The following is a 20266-nucleotide window of genomic DNA, read 5'->3' as shown; positions in this document are numbered from 1 at the left end:
CCGATGAACGAATGGGCGCTCCGCGAGGGGCGCCCATTCGCGTCTCGGGGGAGTGCTCGCGGCCTCGATTCGCGCACCCTCAGAATCCGTGTTAGGCTATCCCTTGTGCCGCGGGGTGGAGCAGTTCGGTAGCTCGCCGGGCTCATAACCCGGAGGTCGCAGGTTCAAATCCTGTCCCCGCAACAAGAGAAGGCCCCCTGATCAGGGAAATCTGATCAGGGGGCCTTCGCCTTTTCCGGCTGTTCGGCCCGGGATGCGGGAGGATGGGTGCATGTCCGAGACCGCAGCCGTGCCCATCGCCGTATGCCAGTTCGCGCCCACGGCCGTCCGTGAAGAGAATCTCGAGCGGATCGCACGGATGACGGCGGACGCCGCGCGCCGCGGAGCGGCGCTGGTCGTGTTCCCCGAGTACTCCGGCTACTTCGTCGAGCCGATGGACACCTCGCTGGCGGAGAACGCGGAGCAGCTCGACGGAGAGTTCGTCTCGACGCTCACCGCTCTCGCCGCAGACCACGGCGTGGTGATCGTGGCGGGCTTCGCGGAACGGGCATCGGACGAGGGGCGAGTGCGCAACACGGTCGTCGCGGTCCGCGGAGACGGCGTCCTCGCGACGTACCGCAAGCAGCATCTCTACGATGCCTTCGGCCAGACCGAGTCGGATTGGGTGGAGGCCGGCGACGTGGGGGAGGCGGCGACCTTCGAGGTCGCCGGCATCCGCTTCGGGCTGATGACCTGCTACGACCTGCGCTTCCCCGAGGTGGCTCGGACGCTCATGGACGCAGGCGTCGACGCGATCGTGGTCCCGGCGGAGTGGGTGCGCGGCCCGCTCAAGGAGCACCATTGGACGACGCTGCTCGCGGCGAGGGCGATCGAGAACACCGCCTACGTGATCGCCGCCGACCACCCTGCGCCGATCGGCGTCGGACACTCGCAGATCATCGATCCCCAGGGCGTGGTGCTCGCGGGCGTCGGCGTCGTGGAGGGGATCGCGGTCGCCCCGGTGGAGCGCTCCGCCATCGACCGCGTGCGGGCGGCGAACCCGTCACTGCGGGTCCGGCGCTACCGGGTGGTGCCGCGCTGACTCAGGCGTCGAGCGCAGACAGCCGCCTCGCGGCCTCTTCCAGGACCTCGACCCGCTTGCACGCGGCGAAGCGGACCAGGCCCGTGTAGTCCCCACGGCGCCCCTCGGAGACGAATGCGGAGAGGGGGATGGCGGCGACTCCCGCCCGCTCCGGAAGCGCACGGCAGAACGCCGCGGCATCCGTTCCCCCCAGCGCCGTCGCGTCGGCCACCGTGAAGTAGCCTCCCTGCGGCGCGTGCACCGTGAAGCCCGCCGCACGAAGACCGTCGCCGAGGATCGCGTGCTTGCGCTCGAGCGTCGCCGCGGCGTCGGCGAAGGAGGAGTCGGGCAGACGGAGTCCGACGGCCACAGCGGGCTGGAACGGCGACCCGTTCACGTAGGTGAGGTACTGCTTGACGGTGAGGACGGCCGTGATGAGCGCGGCGGGGCCGTGCACCCAGCCGATCTTCCATCCCGTCGTCGAGAAGGTCTTGCCCGCCGAGGAGATCGTGAGGGTGCGCTCTGCCGCTCCCGGCAGCGTCGCGATCGGGGTGTGCGGGGAGTGGAACGAGAGATGCTCGTACACCTCGTCGGTCACGATGACCGCGTCGTGCCGGTGCGCCAGGCGCACGATGTCGGCGAGCACGTCGGGGCCGAAGACCGCCCCAGTGGGGTTGTGCGGGTCGTTCACGAGGATGATCCGCGTGCGATCCGAGACGGCTGCGGCCAGCTGATCCCGATCGGGCTGGAAGTCCGGCGCCCGCAGCGGCACCGTCACGAGCTTCGCGCCGGCGAGGGCGGCAGCGGCCGCATAGGAGTCGTAGTACGGCTCGAAGACGACGACCTCGTCGTCGGGACCGTCGATGAGGGCGAGGAGGGTCGCGGTGAGCGCCTCCGTCGCGCCCGCCGTCACGATCACCTCGGTCGCGGGGTCTACGTGAAGCCCGTAGAAGCGCTCCTGGTGCTCGCTGATCGCCGCGAGCAGATCGGGCACGCCGCGACCGGGCGGATACTGGTTGGCGCCGTTCGCGATCGCGGCTCTCGCCGCCTCCAGTACCTCGGCGGGACCGTCCTCATCGGGGAAGCCCTGGCCCAGGTTGATGGCCCCTGTTCTCGCCGCGAGTCCAGACATCTCTGCGAAGATGGTGGGCGCGACGCCTCCGTCGGATGCGAGCAGTCCTGCGCCCGCTGCCGTGCGCCTCCATGCGCCGGGAATGACACTCATGAAGAACAGGCTAAGGCCATAGGTGAAACTCACCTTCGACATAAGAAACGCACAGACACGGGCGGCACTCTGAAGGGGCGTTGCTGAAGGAGCAGACACCATGAACGAAGACAACACCCAGGACAACCCGGCACTCCCGTCGAACGACGCCGTGCCGACCACCGATGCCGCCCCGTTCGTCGACCGTTCGACGTCGGATGCCGCAGCTGACACGCCCGCTGTCGCCTCCACGCCCGTCGTGGACGCCCCGGCGGCCCCCGTCGCACAGGGACACGAGGTCCCCTCGACGTTCACCTCGGCGCAGACGGCTCCCGTCGCTCCGTCGGCCCCGGTCGTCCCTGCGGCGTCGGTCCCGACCCCGTTCGGCCAGCCGGCGCAGGCAGGACCCTACCCCCCCGCGGCATCCACGGCCCCCCCGTTCTACGGCGGCCAGCAGGCGCAGCCGCAGATCGGGGCGACCTCGCCCGGAGCCGCGTTCGGCATCCACGACGGCACCCAGCCGACCGTCCCGCTCGTCGCCCCTCAGGCGTTCACGACGGGCGACCCCGCCGGAGCCGCCAAGACCAAGGACCAGAAGCCGCGCAGCGGCGTGAAGTTCGCGGCGATCGTCGTGGCCGCCGCGCTCGTGGGAGGCGTCGCCGGCTTCGGAGGCGGCGCGATCTTCACCGGGCTCGGCAGCACCCCCTCGACCGGATCGGCCGAGGGACCGCAGACCGTCACGGTGAACAACCCCGGATCCGTCAACGAGACCACGGCCGTCGCCACCGAGGCGCTGCCCTCCGTGGTCACGATCGAGGTCGCCGGCTCCAAGGAGGCCGGCAGCGGCTCCGGCGTCATCATCAGCGACGACGGCTATGTCCTGACGAACACGCACGTGGTCACCCTGGGCGGGGCCGTCGCCGACCCGACGATCAGGGTCACGACATCGGACGGCCGCATCTACGACGCCACCGTCGTCGGCACCGACCCCATCTACGACCTCGCGGTCGTGAAGCTGAAGGACGCGAAGGGTCTCACGCCCATCACGTTCGCCGACTCGTCGAAGCTCAACGTCGGAGACACCGCGGTCGCGCTCGGCGCCCCGCTCGGGCTGTCGAACTCGGTCACGACCGGCATCGTCAGCGCGCTGAACCGTAGCATCCAGATCGCGTCCTCGGCTCTGCCGGACTCGTCGTCGCAGGATGCGCCGCAGGATCAGCAGACGCCTCAGGACGGCCAGTCGAGCCCGTTCCAGTTCGACCTGCCGGGCAACACCAACCAGCAGACGTCGGAGTCGATCTCGATCGCCGTGATCCAGACGGATGCCGCGATCAACCACGGCAACTCGGGCGGTGCGCTGGTGAACAGCAAGGGTCAGCTGATCGGCATCAACGTGGCGATCGCGAGCTCCGGCAGCTCCGAGGAGTCCGGTTCCATCGGCATCGGTTTCGCCATCCCGTCGAACATCGCCGAGCGCGTCTCGAAGGAGATCATCGCGGACGGCAGTGCGACCCACGGACTCCTCGGCGCGTCGGTCCGTGACGCGGCATCGGTCGAGGGCTCCACTCAGGCGGGCGCCTACATCGCCGAGGTCACCGACGGCGGTGCCGCGGGTGCCGCGGGGCTGAAGGCCGATGACATCGTCACCGCGTTCAACGGCGTGCCGATCACGAACGCGAGCGACCTCACCGCCCAGGTGCGGGCCGCGGCGGCCGGCAGTGACGCGAAGGTCACCTACGTCCGCGGAGGCAAGGAGTACGAGGCCGACGTCACGCTCGGCACGCTCGCCAAGTAGCACCCCGCCTCACAGAGAAGGACGCCACCCGCGCGATAGGCTCGCGGGGTGGCGTCCTTCTCTTTCGGCTCCGGCAATGCGGCCAAGCTGCTCCGGATCCCGCTGTACGCCGCCGGCCGCATCGGCACGCTGATCGTGCCGCGCGGTCGGCGCTGGGTCTTCGGCTGCGGAGCCGGGATCGGCGACGGCGCGCTGGCTCTGCAGCGGCTGGCGCAGGCGAACGGGCACGACACGCTGTGGCTGACCTCGTCCGAGCGCGAAGAGCGCGAGGCGGCAGCGCTCGGCATCCGCACGGTTCCCAAGGGCGGACTCCGCGGATGGTGGGCCACCGCGCGGGCCGGGGTGCTCGTGGTCACCCACGGCCTCGGCGACGTGAACCGCTATGCGAACGCCGGGGCGTTCGTCGTGCAGCTGTGGCACGGCATCCCGCTCAAGCGCATCGGGCTCGACTCGCCGGCCACGACCCAGGTGCCGAACATCCCTGGAGCGTCGTTGCTGCGCCGGGTGGTCGGCATCCTCTACCGCGGCGCCGCTCAGCGCATCCGCGTGCTGCCCGCCGCGTCGCATCGCTCGCGCGGTCGGCTGGAGTCCGCGTTCGGGATCGGCGACGCCCGGGTCGTCGTCACCGGCGAGCCCCGGGTGGACGTGCTCTCTGCGGGGACCCCCGACGAGCGTCGAGCCGCGGCATCCGCGCTGCTCGTGAGCGCCGTCGGCGAGCTGCCCGACGCAGCCAGGACGATCCTGTACGCCCCGACCTGGCGCGACGGCGCGGCAGATCCGGCAGTGCCGAGCGCCGCGCAGTGGATCGACATCATCAGGACCCTCGAGAGAACCGATTCCGTGCTGCTGGTGCGCTCGCATCCGCTCGGGGAGGGCGGGTACGCACCGCCTCTGCCCAGCAGGAGAGTGCGGATGCTGGGGGCCGGCGTCCTCGCCGACGTCACCCCCGCACTCCCCGCGGTCGACGTGCTCGTGACCGACTACTCGTCCCTCGCCTACGACGTGGGGCTGCTCGCGACCCCGGTGCTCTTCCTCGCGCCGGATGCCGAGGAGTACGCACGGACCCGAGGGTTCTACGGAGGCTTCGCCGAGGTCGCGGGGGAGGACTTCGCGCGCAGCTGGGATGAGCTGATCGCGCAGCTGGAGCCGCTGCTGTCCGACGAGGGCACGTTCGCCGCGAGGTCCGTGCGTTCCGCTACGCTCAGCGCTCAGATGCATGCGTTCCGCGACGGACGCAACACACAGCGGGTCTACGACGTGATCCGCGCGCGGGGAGTCCCCGCGCCGAAGGGAGCAGTATGACCACGGCCCGGATCGATGAGTCGGCCGAAGAGCTGATCATCTCGGGTGCAGGCGCTCGCCCGGCGAGCGCGACGCTCCTCGGCGCCCGTGCGCGCGTCGACGCGCGCCTCACCGGCGGCGGCAAGACCTGGAAGGCGGTCTTCCCGCTGCGCGCATCGAGATGGGGCGGCGCGGCTCTGCCGCTCCCGGGCGGCGAGTACGAGCTGCGGATCGACGGCGCTGACCTCGGTGCCGTGGAGATCCCGTCGACCCTGCTCGCGGGGCTCCGCATCGCGGTGCACGCGGCCGCAGTGACGATCGGCGCTCCGATCGATCCCGTCTACGAGACCGCAGAAGGGCAGTCGACCCTCGAGGAGCGCTACGTGGCACAGGCGGGCGGCACCGAGAACGCGGTGTTCTTCGAGAGCTTCTACGGCAAGACGGTCGGCTGCAACCCGCAGGCGATCGACAGGGCGCTCGCCGCCCTGGCGCCGGGGGTCGCTCGGTACTGGAGCGTCGTCGATCTCTCCGTCGCGGTTCCCGACGGCGCTATCGCCGTCGTCGAAGGCAGCCCGGAGTGGTGGAGAGCCAGGGCGGCCGCACGTCTGCTGGTGGTGAACGACTGGCTGCGTCGGCGCTTCGCCCGTAAGGCGGGCCAGCGAGTCCTCCAGACATGGCACGGCACCCCGCTGAAGAGGCTGGCGCTGCATCGCCCCGGGTTCGACCCTCGGCGCATGGCGGCCGTCGTGAAGGAGTCGCGCCGCTGGGACGTGCTGCTCGCTCAGAACACCTACTCCGAGCGGATCCTCCGCAAGGCCTACGCGTTCTTCGGTCGGCCGATCTGGGTGGAGGGCTACCCCCGCAACGACGCGCTCGTCTCCGGCGATCCTGCGGCCGTGCGCGCGGCCCTGGGGATCGCCGAGGGGGAGCGCGTGCTCCTCTACGCACCCACCTGGCGCGACGACCGCAGGGAGATGGTCGACTTCATCGACCCCGAGGCCCTCGCCGCCCAGGCGGATGCCGTCGTGCTCGTCCGAGGGCACTCGCGCACCATCGACACCGGACGCGATCACGCCGGAGCACGGGTCATCGACGTGACCGGATTCCCCGAGACGTCGCAGCTCCTCCTCGCCGCCGACGCGCTGATCACCGACTACTCCTCGGTCATGTTCGACTTCAGCGTCACGGGCAAGCCGATGTACTTCCTGGTTCCCGACCTCGACCACTACCGGGGTCAGCTCCGGGGCTTCTACTTCGATCTCGAGGAGAGGGCGCCGGGGCCGCTGGTCCACACCCAGGAGGAACTGGCCGCCGCGCTCGCCGACAAGGGGCACGAGTCCGCGTACGCGGAGCGGTACGCGGCCTGGCGTGCCCAGTTCAACACCAGGGACGACGGCCATGCCGCCGAGCGCGTCGTGTCGCGCATCCTCGATCAGGGCTACGTCACCCGCTGATCCGTGTCAGGGCAGCGGGGTGTTCCTCGTGCCCAGCCGTGACGCGTCCACGGTGTCGCCCGCACCGCGCAGCACGCCGCCGAGGAAGCCGAGCCCCCACGAGAGGTGCATGGTCGGCATGACGAGCAGCGTCCAGAGTCGCTGTCGGATACCGCCGCCCCCGGGAGCGAAGGCGACCGCGACGTCGAGCAGGACGTAGATCGCGAGGGGCAGATAGACGAGAGATGCGACGAGCGACACCATGCCGGAGAGGACGCCGGTCGCCTGCAGCACGCCGACGACGAGGGCGACGGCGACGAGCAGCACCAGCGCAGGCGGAGCGAAGAAGCGGATGCCGTTGCGCCGACCGAACCTGCGCACGAGCTCGCCGCGCCACGCGCCGGTGGCGCGGAACTGCCGGGCCAGTCGCAGCCAGCTCTCGCGCGGCCAGTAGGTCACCGGCAGGTCGGGATCGAACCACACGCGGTGTCCGGCCTGGCGGATGCGGAGGTTGAGCTCCCAGTCCTCGCCCCGCCTGATCGACTCGTCGAAGAGACCGACCTCCTCGAGCACCGATCGCCGCATGACGCCGAGATACGCGGATTCGGCTTCGCCCTCCTGCGATCCGCCGTGATAGGCCCCGCCGCCGAGGCCGACGGGGGAGTTGTAGAGGCGGGCCACGGACTTCTGGAACGGCGTGCGCCCTTCGGCGTGCATGACCCCGCCGACGTTCGCGGAGTCGGTGCGATCCAGCGTGTCGATGGCGCGGGCGGCATAGCCGGGGGAGAGCTCGGAGTGCGCGTCGACTCTGATGATCGTCGCGTACCTGCTGGCTCGGATGGCCGCATTCAGTCCCACCGGGATGTGCGCTGCCGGGTTCTCCACGAGACGGACGCGGGAGTCCTCACTCGCGAGCCGCTGCGCGAGCTCCGTCGTCCCGTCGGTGGAGGGGCCGAGCGCGAGCACGAGCTCGGCGGGGATGTCGAGCTGCTGCTGCAGGACGGAGGCCACGGCGTGCTCGAGGTAGGCCCGCTCGTTGAGCACCGGCATGACGAAGGACACCCCGTCGGGATGCTCGGTGGTTACGTGGTCAGGCACATGATGATCATGTCATGACGCGATCGGGGGTTCGCTGACCGAGGGCGGCGGTGACGTCGGCGCGTCCGCGGATCGACGTGGAACCGGATTCTCGGATAACGGAACCATCTCTATCCCTCTCGGGAGCCGCCGAGGAGCCGAGCGCGCGACCCCGACTCGGTACTCTGGAGGGATGGGTGCAGTGTCCGACGCGAAGAAGGCCTACCGACTGCTCAGACGCGCACTCCGCTCACGCTCGGCCGTGCAGCGCGTGCGTCGCCGCCTCGCAGAAGACGGCCCACACCCTTCCGGGCACTTCAAGGTCGCCGTGTACTTCGCAGACGGCGCCGTGAACATGTACCAGATGCGTCAGTGGTACCGTCCGCTGGCCGAGCTCGCGAAGCGCTGGCCCGTCGTCGTGCTGTCCCGGGTCGCCACGGGCGCCGAGAAGCTCCTCGACGAAGACGCTCCTCCCGTCGCCTTCGTGCCGACGGTGCGAGACCTCGAGAGGTACATCGCCGATCAGGACATCCGGATCGTGCTGTACGTGAATCAGAACACGCGCAACTTCCAGATGTTCCGCTACGGCCGGCGCTGGCACGTCTTCATCAACCACGGCGAGTCCGACAAGATGTACATGACGACGAACCAGTACAAGGCGTACGACTACGCGTTCGTCGCGGGGCAGGCGGCGAGAGACCGACTCAGCCGGACGCTGTGGGACTACGACATCGACCGGCGCACGATCGAGATCGGGCGCCCGCAGGCGGATCACTACTCCGGGGCACTGCCGTACACGCCCGATGAGCGCACGGTCGTGCTCTACGCGCCGACCTGGGAGGGCGACCGCCCGAGTGCGCACTACGGCTCGATCGCGTCGCACGGTGAGGCTCTCGTCGGCGCGCTGCTCGCCACCGGCCGTCATCGCGTGCTCTACCGCCCCCACCCGCGGAGCGGCGTCATCGACGACGGGTACGGCGCCGCGCATCGACGCATCGTCGCAGCGATCGCGGCGGCCAATGCCGCCGACGCGACAGCCCAGCACGTGTACGACGACGGCCCGGAGCTCGGCTGGCAACTCGCAGCCGCCGACGTCGCGATCGTCGACATCTCCGCCATGGTCTACGACCGCCTCGCTGTGGGCAAGCCCCTCATGATCACCCGTCCGGTCGACGAGCAGGCGTCCGTCGACACGAACGGCTACCTCTCCGACTGCGAGTGGCTGACCGCGGATGCCGCGCGAGACATCGTCGCCGAGGTCGAGCGCGTCCACGCCGACGAGGCGGCGATCGCGCGTCTGCGCATGTGGGTGCAGCACTACTTCGGCGATACCGCCCAGGGAGTCGCCACGGAGAAGTTCCACGCCGCCGTCGAGCAGCTCATGCAGAAGTGGGAGCGCTGGCACGCCCACGAGATGGGTGCGGTCCGCCCCGATGAGGACGATGACGACGAAGAGGGCGACGAAGACGACGTGGACGAATGAGCATGCAGCTCCCGCTCACCGGAGCCGTCGCCTCGCGGCTGCTCGTCCTCTCCGAGACGGGGTCGACGAACGCCGACCTGAGGGCTCGGTCCGCGGATGCCGGAGGCTGGCCTCATCTCTCCGTGATCGCGACCGAGAGCCAGACCGCGGGCAGGGGCCGCCTCGACCGCAGCTGGATCGCCCCTCCTGGCGCGGCGATCGCCGTCTCCGTGCTCCTTCGCGAGCTTCCGCAGCGTCCTGAGGCGAGGGGATGGATTCCTCTGGCGGCGGGGGTGGCGATGTCCGATGCGATCGCCGCGCAGTTGCCCGGCCACGACGTCGCCGTGAAGTGGCCGAACGACATCCTGGTCGACGGAGGCAAGGTCTGCGGCATACTCGCCGAAGCCACGACCGAGGCGGTGATCGTCGGAACCGGTGTCAACACGGGGATGACGGCATCCGATCTCCCCGTCCCCACCGCGACATCGTTCGCGGTGCTCGGCGCGGAGGCCGATGCCGATCGGTTGATCGCCGACTATCTGCGCGGCCTCGACCGGCTCCTCACGGCGCTGATCGACGCGGGAGACGCCGTCTCCAGCGGACTCCACTCCGCCGCGAGCGCTCGCTGTGCGACCATCGGCGCCGAGGTGACGGTGTCGCTCCCCGGCGATCGGAGCCTCCAGGGCACCGCGCTCTCGCTCGACGAGGACGGGCGCCTCATGGTCCTGGCGGACGGCGTCGAGCACGCCGTCTCGGCCGGTGATGTCGTCCATGTCCGCCCAGCCCGAGACTGACACGCCCGGAGTGCGGGCTCCGTTGTCAGTCGGTGCATGCACAATGGAGGGGTGACCCAGCCCGTGACTCTCGGAGGCCGCCCGACGATGCCGCCTCCCGGCGTGCCCACGGAAGAGCTCCTCATCGCGAAGTTCCGTGGTCAGGCGCGACGGCTGTTCTGGTCGGCGCTGGTGCTGATCGCGGCGTGCGGCGCCACGGCGTACTTCTACGGGAATCTCCCTGCGCCCTTCGAGGACTGGATGCTGCTGACGGCGGCGGGGCTGTTCATCGTTCTTCTGGTCATCGTCCCCTACATGATCTGGCACTCGCGGACCGTCACGGTGACCACGCGCAGGGTGATCGTCAACAACGGCGTGGGGTCCAGGAACCGGCGCGAGATGTCCCATGCACGCGGATACTCGATCGGCGTTCGGCGCGGGGTGCTGCAGCGCATGTGGGGCGCAGGGACGATCACGCTCACCAACGGCGTCGACGCTCCGCTGCGTCTGGCGAACGTGCCCAACGTCACACTGGTCCACGAGACTCTGGCCGACCAGATCGAGGTCAGTCAGATCCTCGCCCACAGAGACGCGCAGTCCGGCGCCGAGACGCCCTTCGGCATCTGAGTCGTCTCTGCCGCCGACGAAGCCGTGCGGTCTCGGTCGGTTGAGAGACCGTGTCACCCGCTCCCGCACCAGTGCGGGAGAATGGTCATGACGAATGGAGGCGGCACATGGCGCTGCGTGTAGGCGTGATCGGCGGAGGCCAGCTGGCCAGGATGATGATCGCTCCGGCGGTCGAGCTCGGGCTCGACCTGCGGGTGCTCGCTGAGGGCGACGGCATGTCCGCCCAGCTCGCCGCGACAGCGGTAGGCGACTACCGCGATCTGGACGCGGTGCGGGCCTTCGCGAAGGACGTCGATGTGATCACCTTCGACCATGAACACGTCCCGCAGGATGTGCTCCGCGCTCTCGTGGCGGAGGGCGTCTCCGTGCACCCGGGTCCCGACGCCCTCCAGTTCGCCCAGGACAAGCTCGTCATGCGGGCGCGTCTGGCCGAGCTCGGCGTGCCGCAGCCCGACTGGGCGGCCGTGCGGGATGCCGATGAGCTGAAGACCTTCCTCGATGCCCACGACGGCAAGGGGGTCGTGAAGACCCCGCGCGGCGGCTACGACGGCAAGGGCGTACGAGTGGTGCGCGCTGCCGACGAGGCGCAGGACTGGTTCGATGCACTGGCAGAGGGGGAGGCGCTGCTGGTCGAGGAGCTCGTCGGCTTCGTCCGTGAACTCGCGCAGCAGGTCGCTCGGCGACCCGGCGGGCAGATCGTCGCGTACCCGGTCGTCGAGACCGTGCAGCGCGACGGCGTCTGCGCCGAGGTCATCGCTCCGGCGCCTGCCGCACCCGACAGGCTCGTCCAGGTGGCGGAGGAGATCGGGCGTGCGATCGCCGAAGGCCTCGGAGTGACCGGGATGCTCGCTGTCGAGCTGTTCGAGACCGACGACGAGCGCATCCTCGTGAACGAGCTCGCGATGCGTCCGCACAACAGCGGGCACTGGAGCCAGGACGGCGCCGTCACCGGGCAGTTCGAACAGCACCTGCGTGCCGTCGCGGACCTTCCGCTCGGCGACACCTCGCCGAGGGCCGCCTGGTCGGTCATGGTGAACCTCCTCGGGGGCCCTTCCGAGGGGACGCTCGACGAGCGGTTCGCCGCCGCCATGACAGAGCACCCGTCGGCGAAGATCCACACCTACGGCAAGGCGCCCCGCCCTGGGCGCAAGGTGGGTCACGTGAACGTGTCGGGCGACGATCTCGACGACGCGGTCTACGTGGCGCGCGCCGCCGCGGCGCACTTCATCTGAGCGGTCGCCCGCTCGACGACAGTGCGCGTCGAGGTGTGCCGCTGGGGGGTTCTCACAGCGCGAGACCTTAGCCTGATCTGGTGACTGAGCCACTGCACTCCTCCACCGCTCCTCTCGTCGGCGTCGTCATGGGCTCCGACTCCGACTGGCGGGTGATGAGCGACGCCTCTCAGGCGCTCACCGACTTCGGGATCCCGCACGAGGTGGAGGTGGTCTCCGCCCACCGCACCCCCGACAAGCTCATGTCCTACGCGCGAGATGCCCGCGGCCGTGGTCTCCGCGTCATCATCGCGGGAGCCGGGGGAGCCGCCCATCTGCCGGGGATGCTCGCGTCGATGACGCCGCTGCCGGTGATCGGCGTGCCCGTGCCTCTCGCCTATCTCGACGGCATGGACTCGCTGCTGTCGATCGTGCAGATGCCGGCGGGCATCCCCGTCGCCACGGTGTCCATCGGAGGGGCGAAGAACGCGGGACTGCTCGCCGCCCGAATCCTCGGCACGTCTGATGCTGACCTCGCGGATCGGGTCGAGGCCTATGCGCGTGACCTCGAGTCGCAGGTCGAGGACAAGAACGAACGGCTGAAGGAGTCTCTGTGACGCTGGCCGCGCCGCGTGCAGTCGGGCGTCCGCTGATCGAGACGCGCCCGCTGCGGCATCCCGACGTGTCCGACTCCGGGACCATGATCAAGCGCGGCTGGTGGCTCGTCGCTCTCAACGTCCTGCTGCCCGGATCCGCCCAGCTCCTGGCAGGCAGCCGACGGCTGGGCCGCTTCGGTCTGGGGGCCACTCTCACTGCCTGGTTCCTGGTCATCGTCGCGGCAGGCCTCGCGCTCTTCGCGCGGCCCACGCTGCTGTGGCTCACGATCGGCGCCGGATGGTTCTCCGCTGTCGTCCTGACCGTGGTGCAGGTGCTGCTCGTCGGCTACGTCATCCTGTGGATCGTCCTCACCTTCGACACGCTGAGACTCGTGCGGCTCGTGAAGATCCCGGGCCTGTCGAAGTTCGCGCTTCCCGTCGTCACGCTGCTGCTGCTCGGGCTCGTCGGCTCGGTCACCGGTGTGGCCGCCTCCTATGTGGGCACGGTGCGCAGCACGATCTCGACCATCTTCGGCAGCAGCGGCCCGAGTCTCCCCGCCAGCGACGGCTACTACAACATCCTCCTGCTCGGCGCCGACAGCGGCGAAGGACGCGACTCGATGCGCTTCGACAGCATCTCGGTCGTCTCGGTGAACGCGACCACCGGTGCGGTGACCATCACCGGCATCCCGCGAGACATGCCGAACTTCCCTTTCGCCGAAGACAGCCCGATGCGTGATCCGGAGCTCGTCGGCTTCGACTACCGCAACTACTTCGAGGGGCACAACGACTCGAAGTGCGGATGGGGCCCCGGCATCAACCAGCTCACGAACGCCGTGCAGGTGTGCCGCAAGGACGAGGGCGCGAGCCTCTACCCGAACGCGACGGCGCAGGGTTCCAACCCCGAGATCGAGGCGACGAAGGATGCGGCTGAGGGCATCCTCGGCATCAAGATCCCGTACTACGTCTTCCTCGACATGAAGGGGTTCGCGAACCTCGTGGATGCGCTGGGCGGAGTGAAGATCACCGTCGCCGAGCGTCTACCGAAGGGCGGGCCGCCCCCCGGTTCCGGCGCCCACGACGTGGACTCGTGGGCCATCGGCTGGATCGAGCCGGGCGAGCAGACCATGGACGGCGATACGGCCCAGTGGTACGCCCGCTCGCGGTACACGACGAGCGACTGGGACCGCATGCTCCGGCAGCGACAGCTGCAGGAGGCGATTCTGGCGCAGTTCACGCCGCAGACCGTGCTCACGCGCTTCAACGAGGTCGCGGCAGCGGGTACCGCCCTGGTGCACACCGACCTGCCCCAGGACAAGCTGCCCGAGTTCTTCGATCTCATGACGAAGGCGAAGGAGCAGCAGGTCAGGACGATCGAACTGACCCCTGACAACGGCGTGCCCGAGAAGGGCATCGACTTCGGCTACATCCACCAGATGATCCAGGATGCGCTGCACCCGCCGACGGAGACCCCGACGCCGGCCCCATGACATGAGACGCGGGCTGCGGCCCGACGTCACGCACCGACGCCCGTGACTGCGCGATCGGACCTGTCCACGTCGTCGTCGCCGTGGATGGCGATGCCGCGCCGTGCCATCGGGCGACTCGTCGGCGACGTGACCGGAGTCAGAACCGGGGCGGCGGATGCCGAAGGACGTCCTTCGCAACGGACACCAGTGGGAGCATCGCGTGCCACGCGGGCATGAAAAAGCCCACGGCCGCCACCTGAGAGTGAAGGGGGCGGTCGTGGGCCTCCGGTGAACCACCGGATTTACCAGACGACGGTGATCGGAGGGGGAGGGATCACCGTCGTCCAGTCGATCACCGCACAGGGCGGCGATCAGATCTAGGCGCTCTTGCGGCGGGAGACTCCCACAGCGACGAGCGCTCCACCTGCGACGAGAGCTGCTGCTCCGCCGCCGAGGATCCACGGCGACACGCTGCCGCCCGTCAGAGCGAGCTCCATACCACCGGTGAGCGGAAGCTCGCTGCCGGCGGATGCGACCGTCGGATCGTGGTCGCAGCTCGCTGCGGCATCGTGCCCGTGCGAGACCGTGATGGTCGCGGTGTACGAGCGCGAGCCGGAGAACGAGACTCCGTAGGAGCCCTCGCCGTTGGACGGCGGACGGAACGTCAGGACGAGGCTGCCGTCTGCGGCAGCGGTGTTGCCCGAGACCGCCGAATCGGCGGCGTTGAGTCCGGACACCGACACGCCCACGTGCTCGGACGGCTGGAAGTAGCCGGCGCCGAAGACGATGGTCGAGACCTCGCAGATGTCGACGATCGGATCGTCGACGCTCACGCTCGGCGGCTTCGCGTACGAGTCGGACGCGGCCGTTGCGGCATTGGCGGCGACCGGTGCGGTGAGCACGAGCGCGCCAACGGTAAGGCTGATGGCAGCCAGTTTCTTCAGCATGATTCTCCCCAGAAATTCACGCGGAATCGCACCCGAACACACCCCTGCATTCGACTGCGTGGGCCCTTCCTGTCCCCACGACAGGATGATAGAGCCCAGATATTCCCCAGTGCAGACGACACTACATCATCTGCATGGCAATGTCACGAGGCGCAGCGCAGTTCCTCACGATGGATCGCGGGGTCCCTCACGAGGGGGGTGTGGGTCACCTCGGTGAGGCGCGCGCCCGCGCCGTCGCCCTGGAACTCGACCGTGATCGTCGTCGACTCGCCGGGTGCGAGGAGCACCTCGTGCTGCACGGCGGAGCGCGTGCCGAGGGTGGCTGTCTGCACGGGGTCATCCTTGCCGTCGCGGTCGATGCGCGATGGTGTCGCCCCCTCGGGCCCGTAGACGGTGATCAGCGTCCGCACCGATCCTGCGGCGACGCCGTAGAAGCCGTCCGCCGTCACATAAGGAGGCAGAGCTGTCGCCGCATCCGCCGGCGCGTCGTTGGTCCACGTCACCTGCACGCGTGTGGTCGGACGCCCCTGGCACGAGCCGATCGACGTGGTGATCTCGGCATCCGTGTAGTAGTCCATCTTGCCGCCGGTGGTGTCGTTGAAGAGCACCCCGACATACGTCCCGTCGGGGCCGTCGACCGGGAGCGCCCCGCCCAGCGACGATGAGGCGAGGATCCTCTCCTCGTCCTCGTGGGCGCTCCACACGCGGATCCGGCCCTGGTCGGCGGAGGTGGCGAGAGCTCCGACGAGATCCTTCGGAGCCGCTCCCGAGAGCGCCGCGCCGAACAGCGCGGTCGCGGCCTGGGCGAACACCTCGTCCTGCACGGCGGGGTCCGGCACGGCGGCGTAGATCTCGGAGAGCAGCAGGCTGACGACGTTGTCCTTGTCGGCGGTGAAGGGCCCGAACGTGATCGGACCGGTCACGGCGAGGAGATTCTTCGTCATGACGGCGTCGACCGCGATCACCCCGTCCACCGTGGTGCCGAAGCGTCCCTGCCAGCGGGCGGCGATGAGCGGCGCGGCCTCGGTGAAGTCGGGGATGTTGGTGATGTTCTGCAGGTAGCGCCCCGGGCGATCCTCGAACAGTGCGACGGTCGACTCGCTGAGGGAGAGCGAGGCATCGAGCGCGGGGAAGTCGCGCGTCGACGCCTGCTGGCTCAGGGTGATCCTCCCGCCCTCGGCGTGCAGGAGCGCGATGGCGCCGATGATGCCTCCGGAGGAGCGGACCTCGGCGTTGTTCTGCATCGCGATCACGTAGTTTCGCGGTCCTTCACCGCCGAGCATGCTCGGCAGGAGCGCTGACGCGCCGTGCAGCGACCCCACGACGGTCGCCGCCTGCGTGACGGTGGTGCGCAGCTCGCGGACCGCGTCCGCGAGGGGAGGGAGCGTCGCGTCGGCGTCGATCTGGCGTGCCCTCGTCACGGCCGAGGCGAGCGTCGCGTCGGCTTCCGCGAGCGACGGCTCGATCTTGGCGAAGGGCGTCAGATCGATGGTCCCGTTCGAGAACCCCAGACTCGCGAGATCGAGATCCCCTGCCGCTTTCAGCACGGGGTTCAGCGCGTCTGTCGCGATGTCATCGGCGATCTCCGCGACGTCGCTCACCGCGGTGAAGTTGGGGCCGATCCACGGGACGAATCCGAAAGCATGCCAGACCGGGTCGGAGGTGAGGTCGTGGGCGGACCCGGCGTGGTGGGCGATGCGCTGGGAGACGGTCGCCGCCTTCTCGAGGTCGCCGTCGCCGATCGCCTTCTTCAGCTGACCGGATGAGGCGGCGACCTGCTGCAGGTCGTTCACGGCCCCGATTCCCCGCACGGTCACCCAGCCGACGGCCAGGAGGAGGAGGGTCACGAGAACGCCGATGGTCCAACGGAGCCACCGGCGACGTACCGGAAGACGCCCGTCGCTCATGCGAGCATTCAAGCACGAAGGCGCCTGTACGCGTGAGTGGATGCCGGGAATCGGCGGCCATGCGGGCCGGGCTCCCAGGTTCCCGGCGGCACCGCGATTACCCTGGGGGCATGGGTGCTCGGCTGCGTGTGGTTCTGGATCAGCTCGTGCACGTCGCCGATGCCGACCACGCGGCCGCCGCGCTCGATCTCGCGGCCGGTCTGGTCGAGACCGCGCCCTCCGGGTGCGGGGTGGAGGCGATCGTGCCGTCGGGATCGACCGTGTCCATCGCCGGCATGGCCGACGTGCGCACGCTCGGCCTCGCGCGCCGTGAACTCGCGGCGTCGTGGCAGATGGGACTCGCGCCCGGTGTCGGCGGAGGCCTCATCCACTCGGCATCCCTCATGGCTCCGCTCGTCCGGCACGATCGCGTGCACGACAACGACCAGACCACGGTGACGCTGTGGGATCTGCGCGCCTGGGAGGCGCCCGAGACGCTGTCGAAGTCGACGGTCGCCTGGCAGCGGGGGATGCTGCGCAGGGCCGTGAAGCACGCGGACGCCGTCGTCGTCCCCTCGCACGCGGTCGCCGAGCGGCTCGCGGCGCTCAGCAAGCTCGGTGATCGCATCCGGGTCATCCCCGGAGCCGCCCCACGGGCGCTCGTCGTCCCGCTCGATGCGTCGGCACGGCGCGCAGCGCTCTCGCTCCCCGCGCGGTACATCGTGCTCACGGGGACGGCCTCGTCGCTGACGGCCGGATTCTCCGCGGCGGCCGCCGTCGACGCGGACGCTGTGGTGTTGGACGCGCCAGAGGGTTCAGAGCCGCGTCTCGCGGAGCAGGCTGCTGCGGCAGGACTGTCAGAGTCCCGCGCGCACATCCGCGGAGCGCTCCCGGTCGAGGACCGAGCCGCGATCTTCGCGGGTGCCGCCGCATTCGTCGCGACCGCCGATGAGACCGCCTGGCCGTGGCGCGTCGTCGAGGCGATGACGCTCGGCGTGCCCGTCATCGCCGTGGCCAGCGGCGTGCACCGCGACGTGATCGCCGACGGGGGAGCTGTTGTGGCCGAGTCGGAGATCCCGGATGCCGTCGCAGATGCACTCGGCTCGGGTGCGAGACGGCTCAGCGTGCTCGGCGCCGACCGATCGCGATCCTTCTCCTGGGCGAGCTCGGCCGAGCGTGTGTGGGGACTGCACGCTGATCTCTGAGGGCTGCTGTTCCGCGTGATCATGCGTGTCAGATGCCCATTCCTGGGAATCTTCCGTCAGACTTGAGCGCATGACTGGACAGGCCCCGCGTCCGCATCGCTTCTTCGTGCCCCGACGAACCATGGCGAGTCTCATCGCCGTCGCCGCTCTCGTGCTCGGAGTGCTCGTCCCCACGGGGGCCGCGGTCGCAGCGCCATCCGCGTCCGTGCCGACGACAGGGGCGCTGTCGGGTATCAAGCCGATGACCCTCGACGGGTTCGATCCGGGCAACCTGATCAGCGATGCCGTGTTCACCGACAAGAACACGATGACCGAGGCACAGATCCAATCGTTCTTCAACAGCAAGGTCAGCCGCTGTCTCGGTGGGACGGATGAGAAGGGCAGGCCGATCGTCTGCCTGAAGGACTTCTCCATCACCTCGTCGAGCAGACCGGCCGATTCCTATTGCAACGGGTACTCGGGAGCGGCGAACGAGAGCGCGGCGCGGATCATCTACCGGGTGGCGCAGTCGTGCGGGATCAACCCCCAGGTGCTGATCGTCATGCTCCAGAAGGAGCAGGGTCTCGTGACGCACACCTGGCCCAGCGCGTGGCGGTATGACATCGCACTCGGCCAGGGGTGCCCCGACGACGCCGCCTGCAACCCCGCCTACGTCGGCTTCTTCTACCAGATCTACGGTGCTGCGCGGCAGATGAAGATCTACATGGAGGGTCGCTACTTCACGTACTACGCGCCAGGCAACACCTGGAACATCCTCTATAACCCGAACCGCAACTGCGGCAGTTCGCCGGTGTACGTCGCCAACAAGGCGACGTCGGCCCTCTACTACTACACGCCGTATCAGCCGAACGCGGCCGCTCTCCGTGCGGGATACGGGAACGGCGACGCCTGCTCCGCCTATGGCAACAGGAACTTCTACAACTACTTCACGGACTGGTTCGGATCGGCCCAGGGCGCAGTGAACAATCCGTTTGGGAACATCGAGCTCATCCAGGCGCTGCCTGGCCAGTTCCAGGTCTCCGGATGGGCCGCGGACCGGAACACCACCGCGCCGATCGCCGTCCACGTGTACGTCGGACCGGTGGGAAGCGCGTTCACGGCGGATCTGAACCGCGCTGACGTCGGGGCTGCATACCCCGAGGTCGGCGCCAATCACGGATTCGACGTGAAGGTCCCGGCACCTGGCCCTGGCCCCGTCGATATCTGCGTCTACGGTATCAACGTGGGCGCAGGGGCGAACGTGCTCTTCCTCTGCAAGACCGTGGAGGCGATGAGCGGCGCTCCGGTCGGGGCCGTCGACCCAGCCAAGGCAGTCGACAATGGCGTCGAGGTCTCCGGCTGGGCGATCGATCCTGATACGGCGTCTCCCGCTACGGTGCACGTCTACGTGGATGCCGTCGGCACAGCGTACACGGCGGACCAGCAGCGCAGTGGCCTGGATGCCAAATACGCGCCGTACGGTGACAAGCACGGCTTCTCGATGAAGGTCCCGGCCGCTCCGGGAGTGCATGACGTCTGCGTGTACGGGATCAACAGCGGCCCCGGAGCGAATGTCCTGCTGGGATGTCAGAAGGTCGATGTGTCCGGCATAGCCGAGATGGGGCGAGCGCCCATCGGCGCACTCGAGAGTGTGACGGTGGACGGTGCGACGGCCACGGCGACCGGGTGGGCGATCGACCCCGACACTGCTTCGCCCATCGTCGTGCACCTCTATGTGGGCCCCAACGGTCAGGCGTACACGGCGAACAAGGATCGGACCGACATCGCAGCGAAGTATCCGGCCTATGGAGCGAAGCACGGTTTCTCTGAGAAGGTGGCGCTCCCCGTGGGAAAGACGGACGTGTGCGCGTACGGGATCAACACGGGCGCGGGTGGGCACACTCTGCTCGGCTGCAAGACTGTGACCGTTGCATCGCCGGTGGAGCCGGATCTGGGTCGTGCGCCGTTCGGGAACTTCGAGGGTGTGACCGTGGAGACGGGAGCGGCGACGGTGAGCGGGTGGGCGATCGATCCTGACACCGTGAAGCCGATTTCGGTGCACGTGTATGTGGATTCCACGAGTGCGGCGTACATGGCGGACAAGGAGCGTACCGATGTGGGTGCGTTCTATCCGGCGTCGGGTCCGAAGCACGGTTTCGCGGAGCGGATCGCGATGTCGCCTGGTCAGCACAATGTGTGCGTGTATGCGATCAACACGGGGCCGGGGGGCCATGCGTTCCTCGGCTGCCGCACCGTCACGA

16 protein-coding genes and 1 tRNA gene are annotated in these 20266 nt (G+C 69.2%); 13 read left to right on the top strand and 4 right to left on the bottom strand.

Features of this window, described 5'->3' with window-relative positions; translation table 11 throughout:
* Nucleotides 1–109: 109 nt before the first annotated feature.
* A tRNA-Met gene (locus tag ACFVRO_RS14470) sits at nucleotides 110–183 on the top strand.
* A gap of 88 nt (nucleotides 184–271) precedes the next feature.
* On the top strand, nucleotides 272–1081 hold the full coding sequence (locus tag ACFVRO_RS14465) for a carbon-nitrogen hydrolase family protein (RefSeq protein ID WP_386953468.1): 810 nt from the start codon (nucleotides 272–274) through the stop codon (nucleotides 1079–1081).
* A gap of 1 nt (nucleotide 1082) precedes the next feature.
* Here the strand turns inward: ACFVRO_RS14465 and ACFVRO_RS14460 are convergent, their stop codons facing one another.
* Complete coding sequence (locus tag ACFVRO_RS14460; protein ID WP_386953465.1) at nucleotides 1083–2285, bottom strand: aminotransferase class I/II-fold pyridoxal phosphate-dependent enzyme; 1203 nt, start codon at nucleotides 2283–2285, stop codon at nucleotides 1083–1085.
* Between the two features lie 100 nt (nucleotides 2286–2385).
* Here ACFVRO_RS14460 and ACFVRO_RS14455 point away from each other — a divergent pair, with 100 nt between their 5' ends.
* Genes ACFVRO_RS14455 through ACFVRO_RS14445 form a run of 3 tightly spaced genes read left to right on the top strand, consistent with a single transcriptional unit; the run spans nucleotide 2386 to nucleotide 6794 of the window.
* On the top strand, nucleotides 2386–4059 hold the full coding sequence (locus ACFVRO_RS14455) for a trypsin-like peptidase domain-containing protein (RefSeq protein ID WP_386953462.1): 1674 nt from the start codon (nucleotides 2386–2388) through the stop codon (nucleotides 4057–4059).
* A 48-nt stretch (nucleotides 4060–4107) separates the two neighbouring features.
* The gene (locus tag ACFVRO_RS14450) at nucleotides 4108–5361 is read left to right on the top strand and encodes a CDP-glycerol glycerophosphotransferase family protein (protein ID WP_386953459.1); all 1254 of its coding nucleotides are present in this window, start codon (nucleotides 4108–4110) and stop codon (nucleotides 5359–5361) included.
* A complete protein-coding gene (locus ACFVRO_RS14445; protein WP_386953457.1) occupies nucleotides 5358–6794 on the top strand; it encodes a CDP-glycerol glycerophosphotransferase family protein in 1437 nt (478 codons plus the stop codon). Before ACFVRO_RS14450 ends, ACFVRO_RS14445 begins: the two co-directional genes overlap by 4 nt.
* A 6-nt stretch (nucleotides 6795–6800) precedes the next feature.
* Here the strand turns inward: ACFVRO_RS14445 and ACFVRO_RS14440 are convergent, their stop codons facing one another.
* On the bottom strand, nucleotides 6801–7871 hold the full coding sequence (locus tag ACFVRO_RS14440; protein WP_386953455.1) for a glycosyltransferase family 2 protein: 1071 nt from the start codon (nucleotides 7869–7871) through the stop codon (nucleotides 6801–6803).
* Between the two features lie 172 nt (nucleotides 7872–8043).
* Here ACFVRO_RS14440 and ACFVRO_RS14435 point away from each other — a divergent pair, with 172 nt between their 5' ends.
* From ACFVRO_RS14435 to ACFVRO_RS14410, 6 genes are all read left to right on the top strand, one after another.
* A complete protein-coding gene (locus tag ACFVRO_RS14435; protein ID WP_386953453.1) occupies nucleotides 8044–9333 on the top strand; it encodes a CDP-glycerol glycerophosphotransferase family protein in 1290 nt (429 codons plus the stop codon).
* Complete coding sequence (locus tag ACFVRO_RS14430; protein WP_386953450.1) at nucleotides 9330–10106, top strand: biotin--[acetyl-CoA-carboxylase] ligase; 777 nt, start codon at nucleotides 9330–9332, stop codon at nucleotides 10104–10106. Before ACFVRO_RS14435 ends, ACFVRO_RS14430 begins: the two co-directional genes overlap by 4 nt.
* Nucleotides 10107–10193: 87 nt before the next feature.
* A complete protein-coding gene (locus ACFVRO_RS14425) occupies nucleotides 10194–10712 on the top strand; it encodes a PH domain-containing protein (RefSeq protein ID WP_386954487.1) in 519 nt (172 codons plus the stop codon).
* Between the two features lie 107 nt (nucleotides 10713–10819).
* The gene (locus ACFVRO_RS14420; protein ID WP_386953447.1) at nucleotides 10820–11944 is read left to right on the top strand and encodes a 5-(carboxyamino)imidazole ribonucleotide synthase; all 1125 of its coding nucleotides are present in this window, start codon (nucleotides 10820–10822) and stop codon (nucleotides 11942–11944) included.
* Nucleotides 11945–12072: 128 nt separating this feature from the next.
* Nucleotides 12073–12540 (top strand): 5-(carboxyamino)imidazole ribonucleotide mutase, encoded by a 468-nt coding sequence (gene purE, locus ACFVRO_RS14415; protein ID WP_386954485.1) that lies wholly within the window; start codon nucleotides 12073–12075, stop codon nucleotides 12538–12540.
* Nucleotides 12537–14009 (top strand): LCP family protein, encoded by a 1473-nt coding sequence (locus tag ACFVRO_RS14410; protein ID WP_386953444.1) that lies wholly within the window; start codon nucleotides 12537–12539, stop codon nucleotides 14007–14009. Before purE ends, ACFVRO_RS14410 begins: the two co-directional genes overlap by 4 nt.
* A gap of 356 nt (nucleotides 14010–14365) precedes the next feature.
* Here ACFVRO_RS14410 and ACFVRO_RS14405 read toward each other — a convergent pair whose 3' ends face one another.
* Both ACFVRO_RS14405 and ACFVRO_RS14400 read right to left on the bottom strand, forming a co-directional pair.
* A complete protein-coding gene (locus ACFVRO_RS14405) occupies nucleotides 14366–14935 on the bottom strand; it encodes a hypothetical protein (protein WP_105672499.1) in 570 nt (189 codons plus the stop codon).
* Between the two features lie 143 nt (nucleotides 14936–15078).
* The gene (locus tag ACFVRO_RS14400; RefSeq protein WP_386953441.1) at nucleotides 15079–16842 is read right to left on the bottom strand and encodes a DUF4012 domain-containing protein; all 1764 of its coding nucleotides are present in this window, start codon (nucleotides 16840–16842) and stop codon (nucleotides 15079–15081) included.
* A gap of 110 nt (nucleotides 16843–16952) precedes the next feature.
* Between ACFVRO_RS14400 and ACFVRO_RS14395 the strand changes: the two genes are divergently transcribed.
* Together ACFVRO_RS14395 and ACFVRO_RS14390 are read left to right on the top strand one after the other, a co-directional pair.
* Nucleotides 16953–18026: a glycosyltransferase gene (locus ACFVRO_RS14395; protein ID WP_386953438.1), complete on the top strand. Its 1074-nt coding sequence runs from the start codon at nucleotides 16953–16955 to the stop codon at nucleotides 18024–18026.
* A 307-nt stretch (nucleotides 18027–18333) separates the two neighbouring features.
* Nucleotides 18334–20266 (top strand): hypothetical protein (locus tag ACFVRO_RS14390; protein WP_386954482.1); only part of this gene is annotated, 1933 nt, incomplete at its 3' end.

Source organism: Microbacterium sp. NPDC057944 (genome assembly GCF_042887445.1).
Taxonomy (GTDB): domain Bacteria; phylum Actinomycetota; class Actinomycetes; order Actinomycetales; family Microbacteriaceae; genus Microbacterium; species Microbacterium natoriense.
This window is presented reverse-complemented; position numbering and strand designations above follow the sequence as displayed.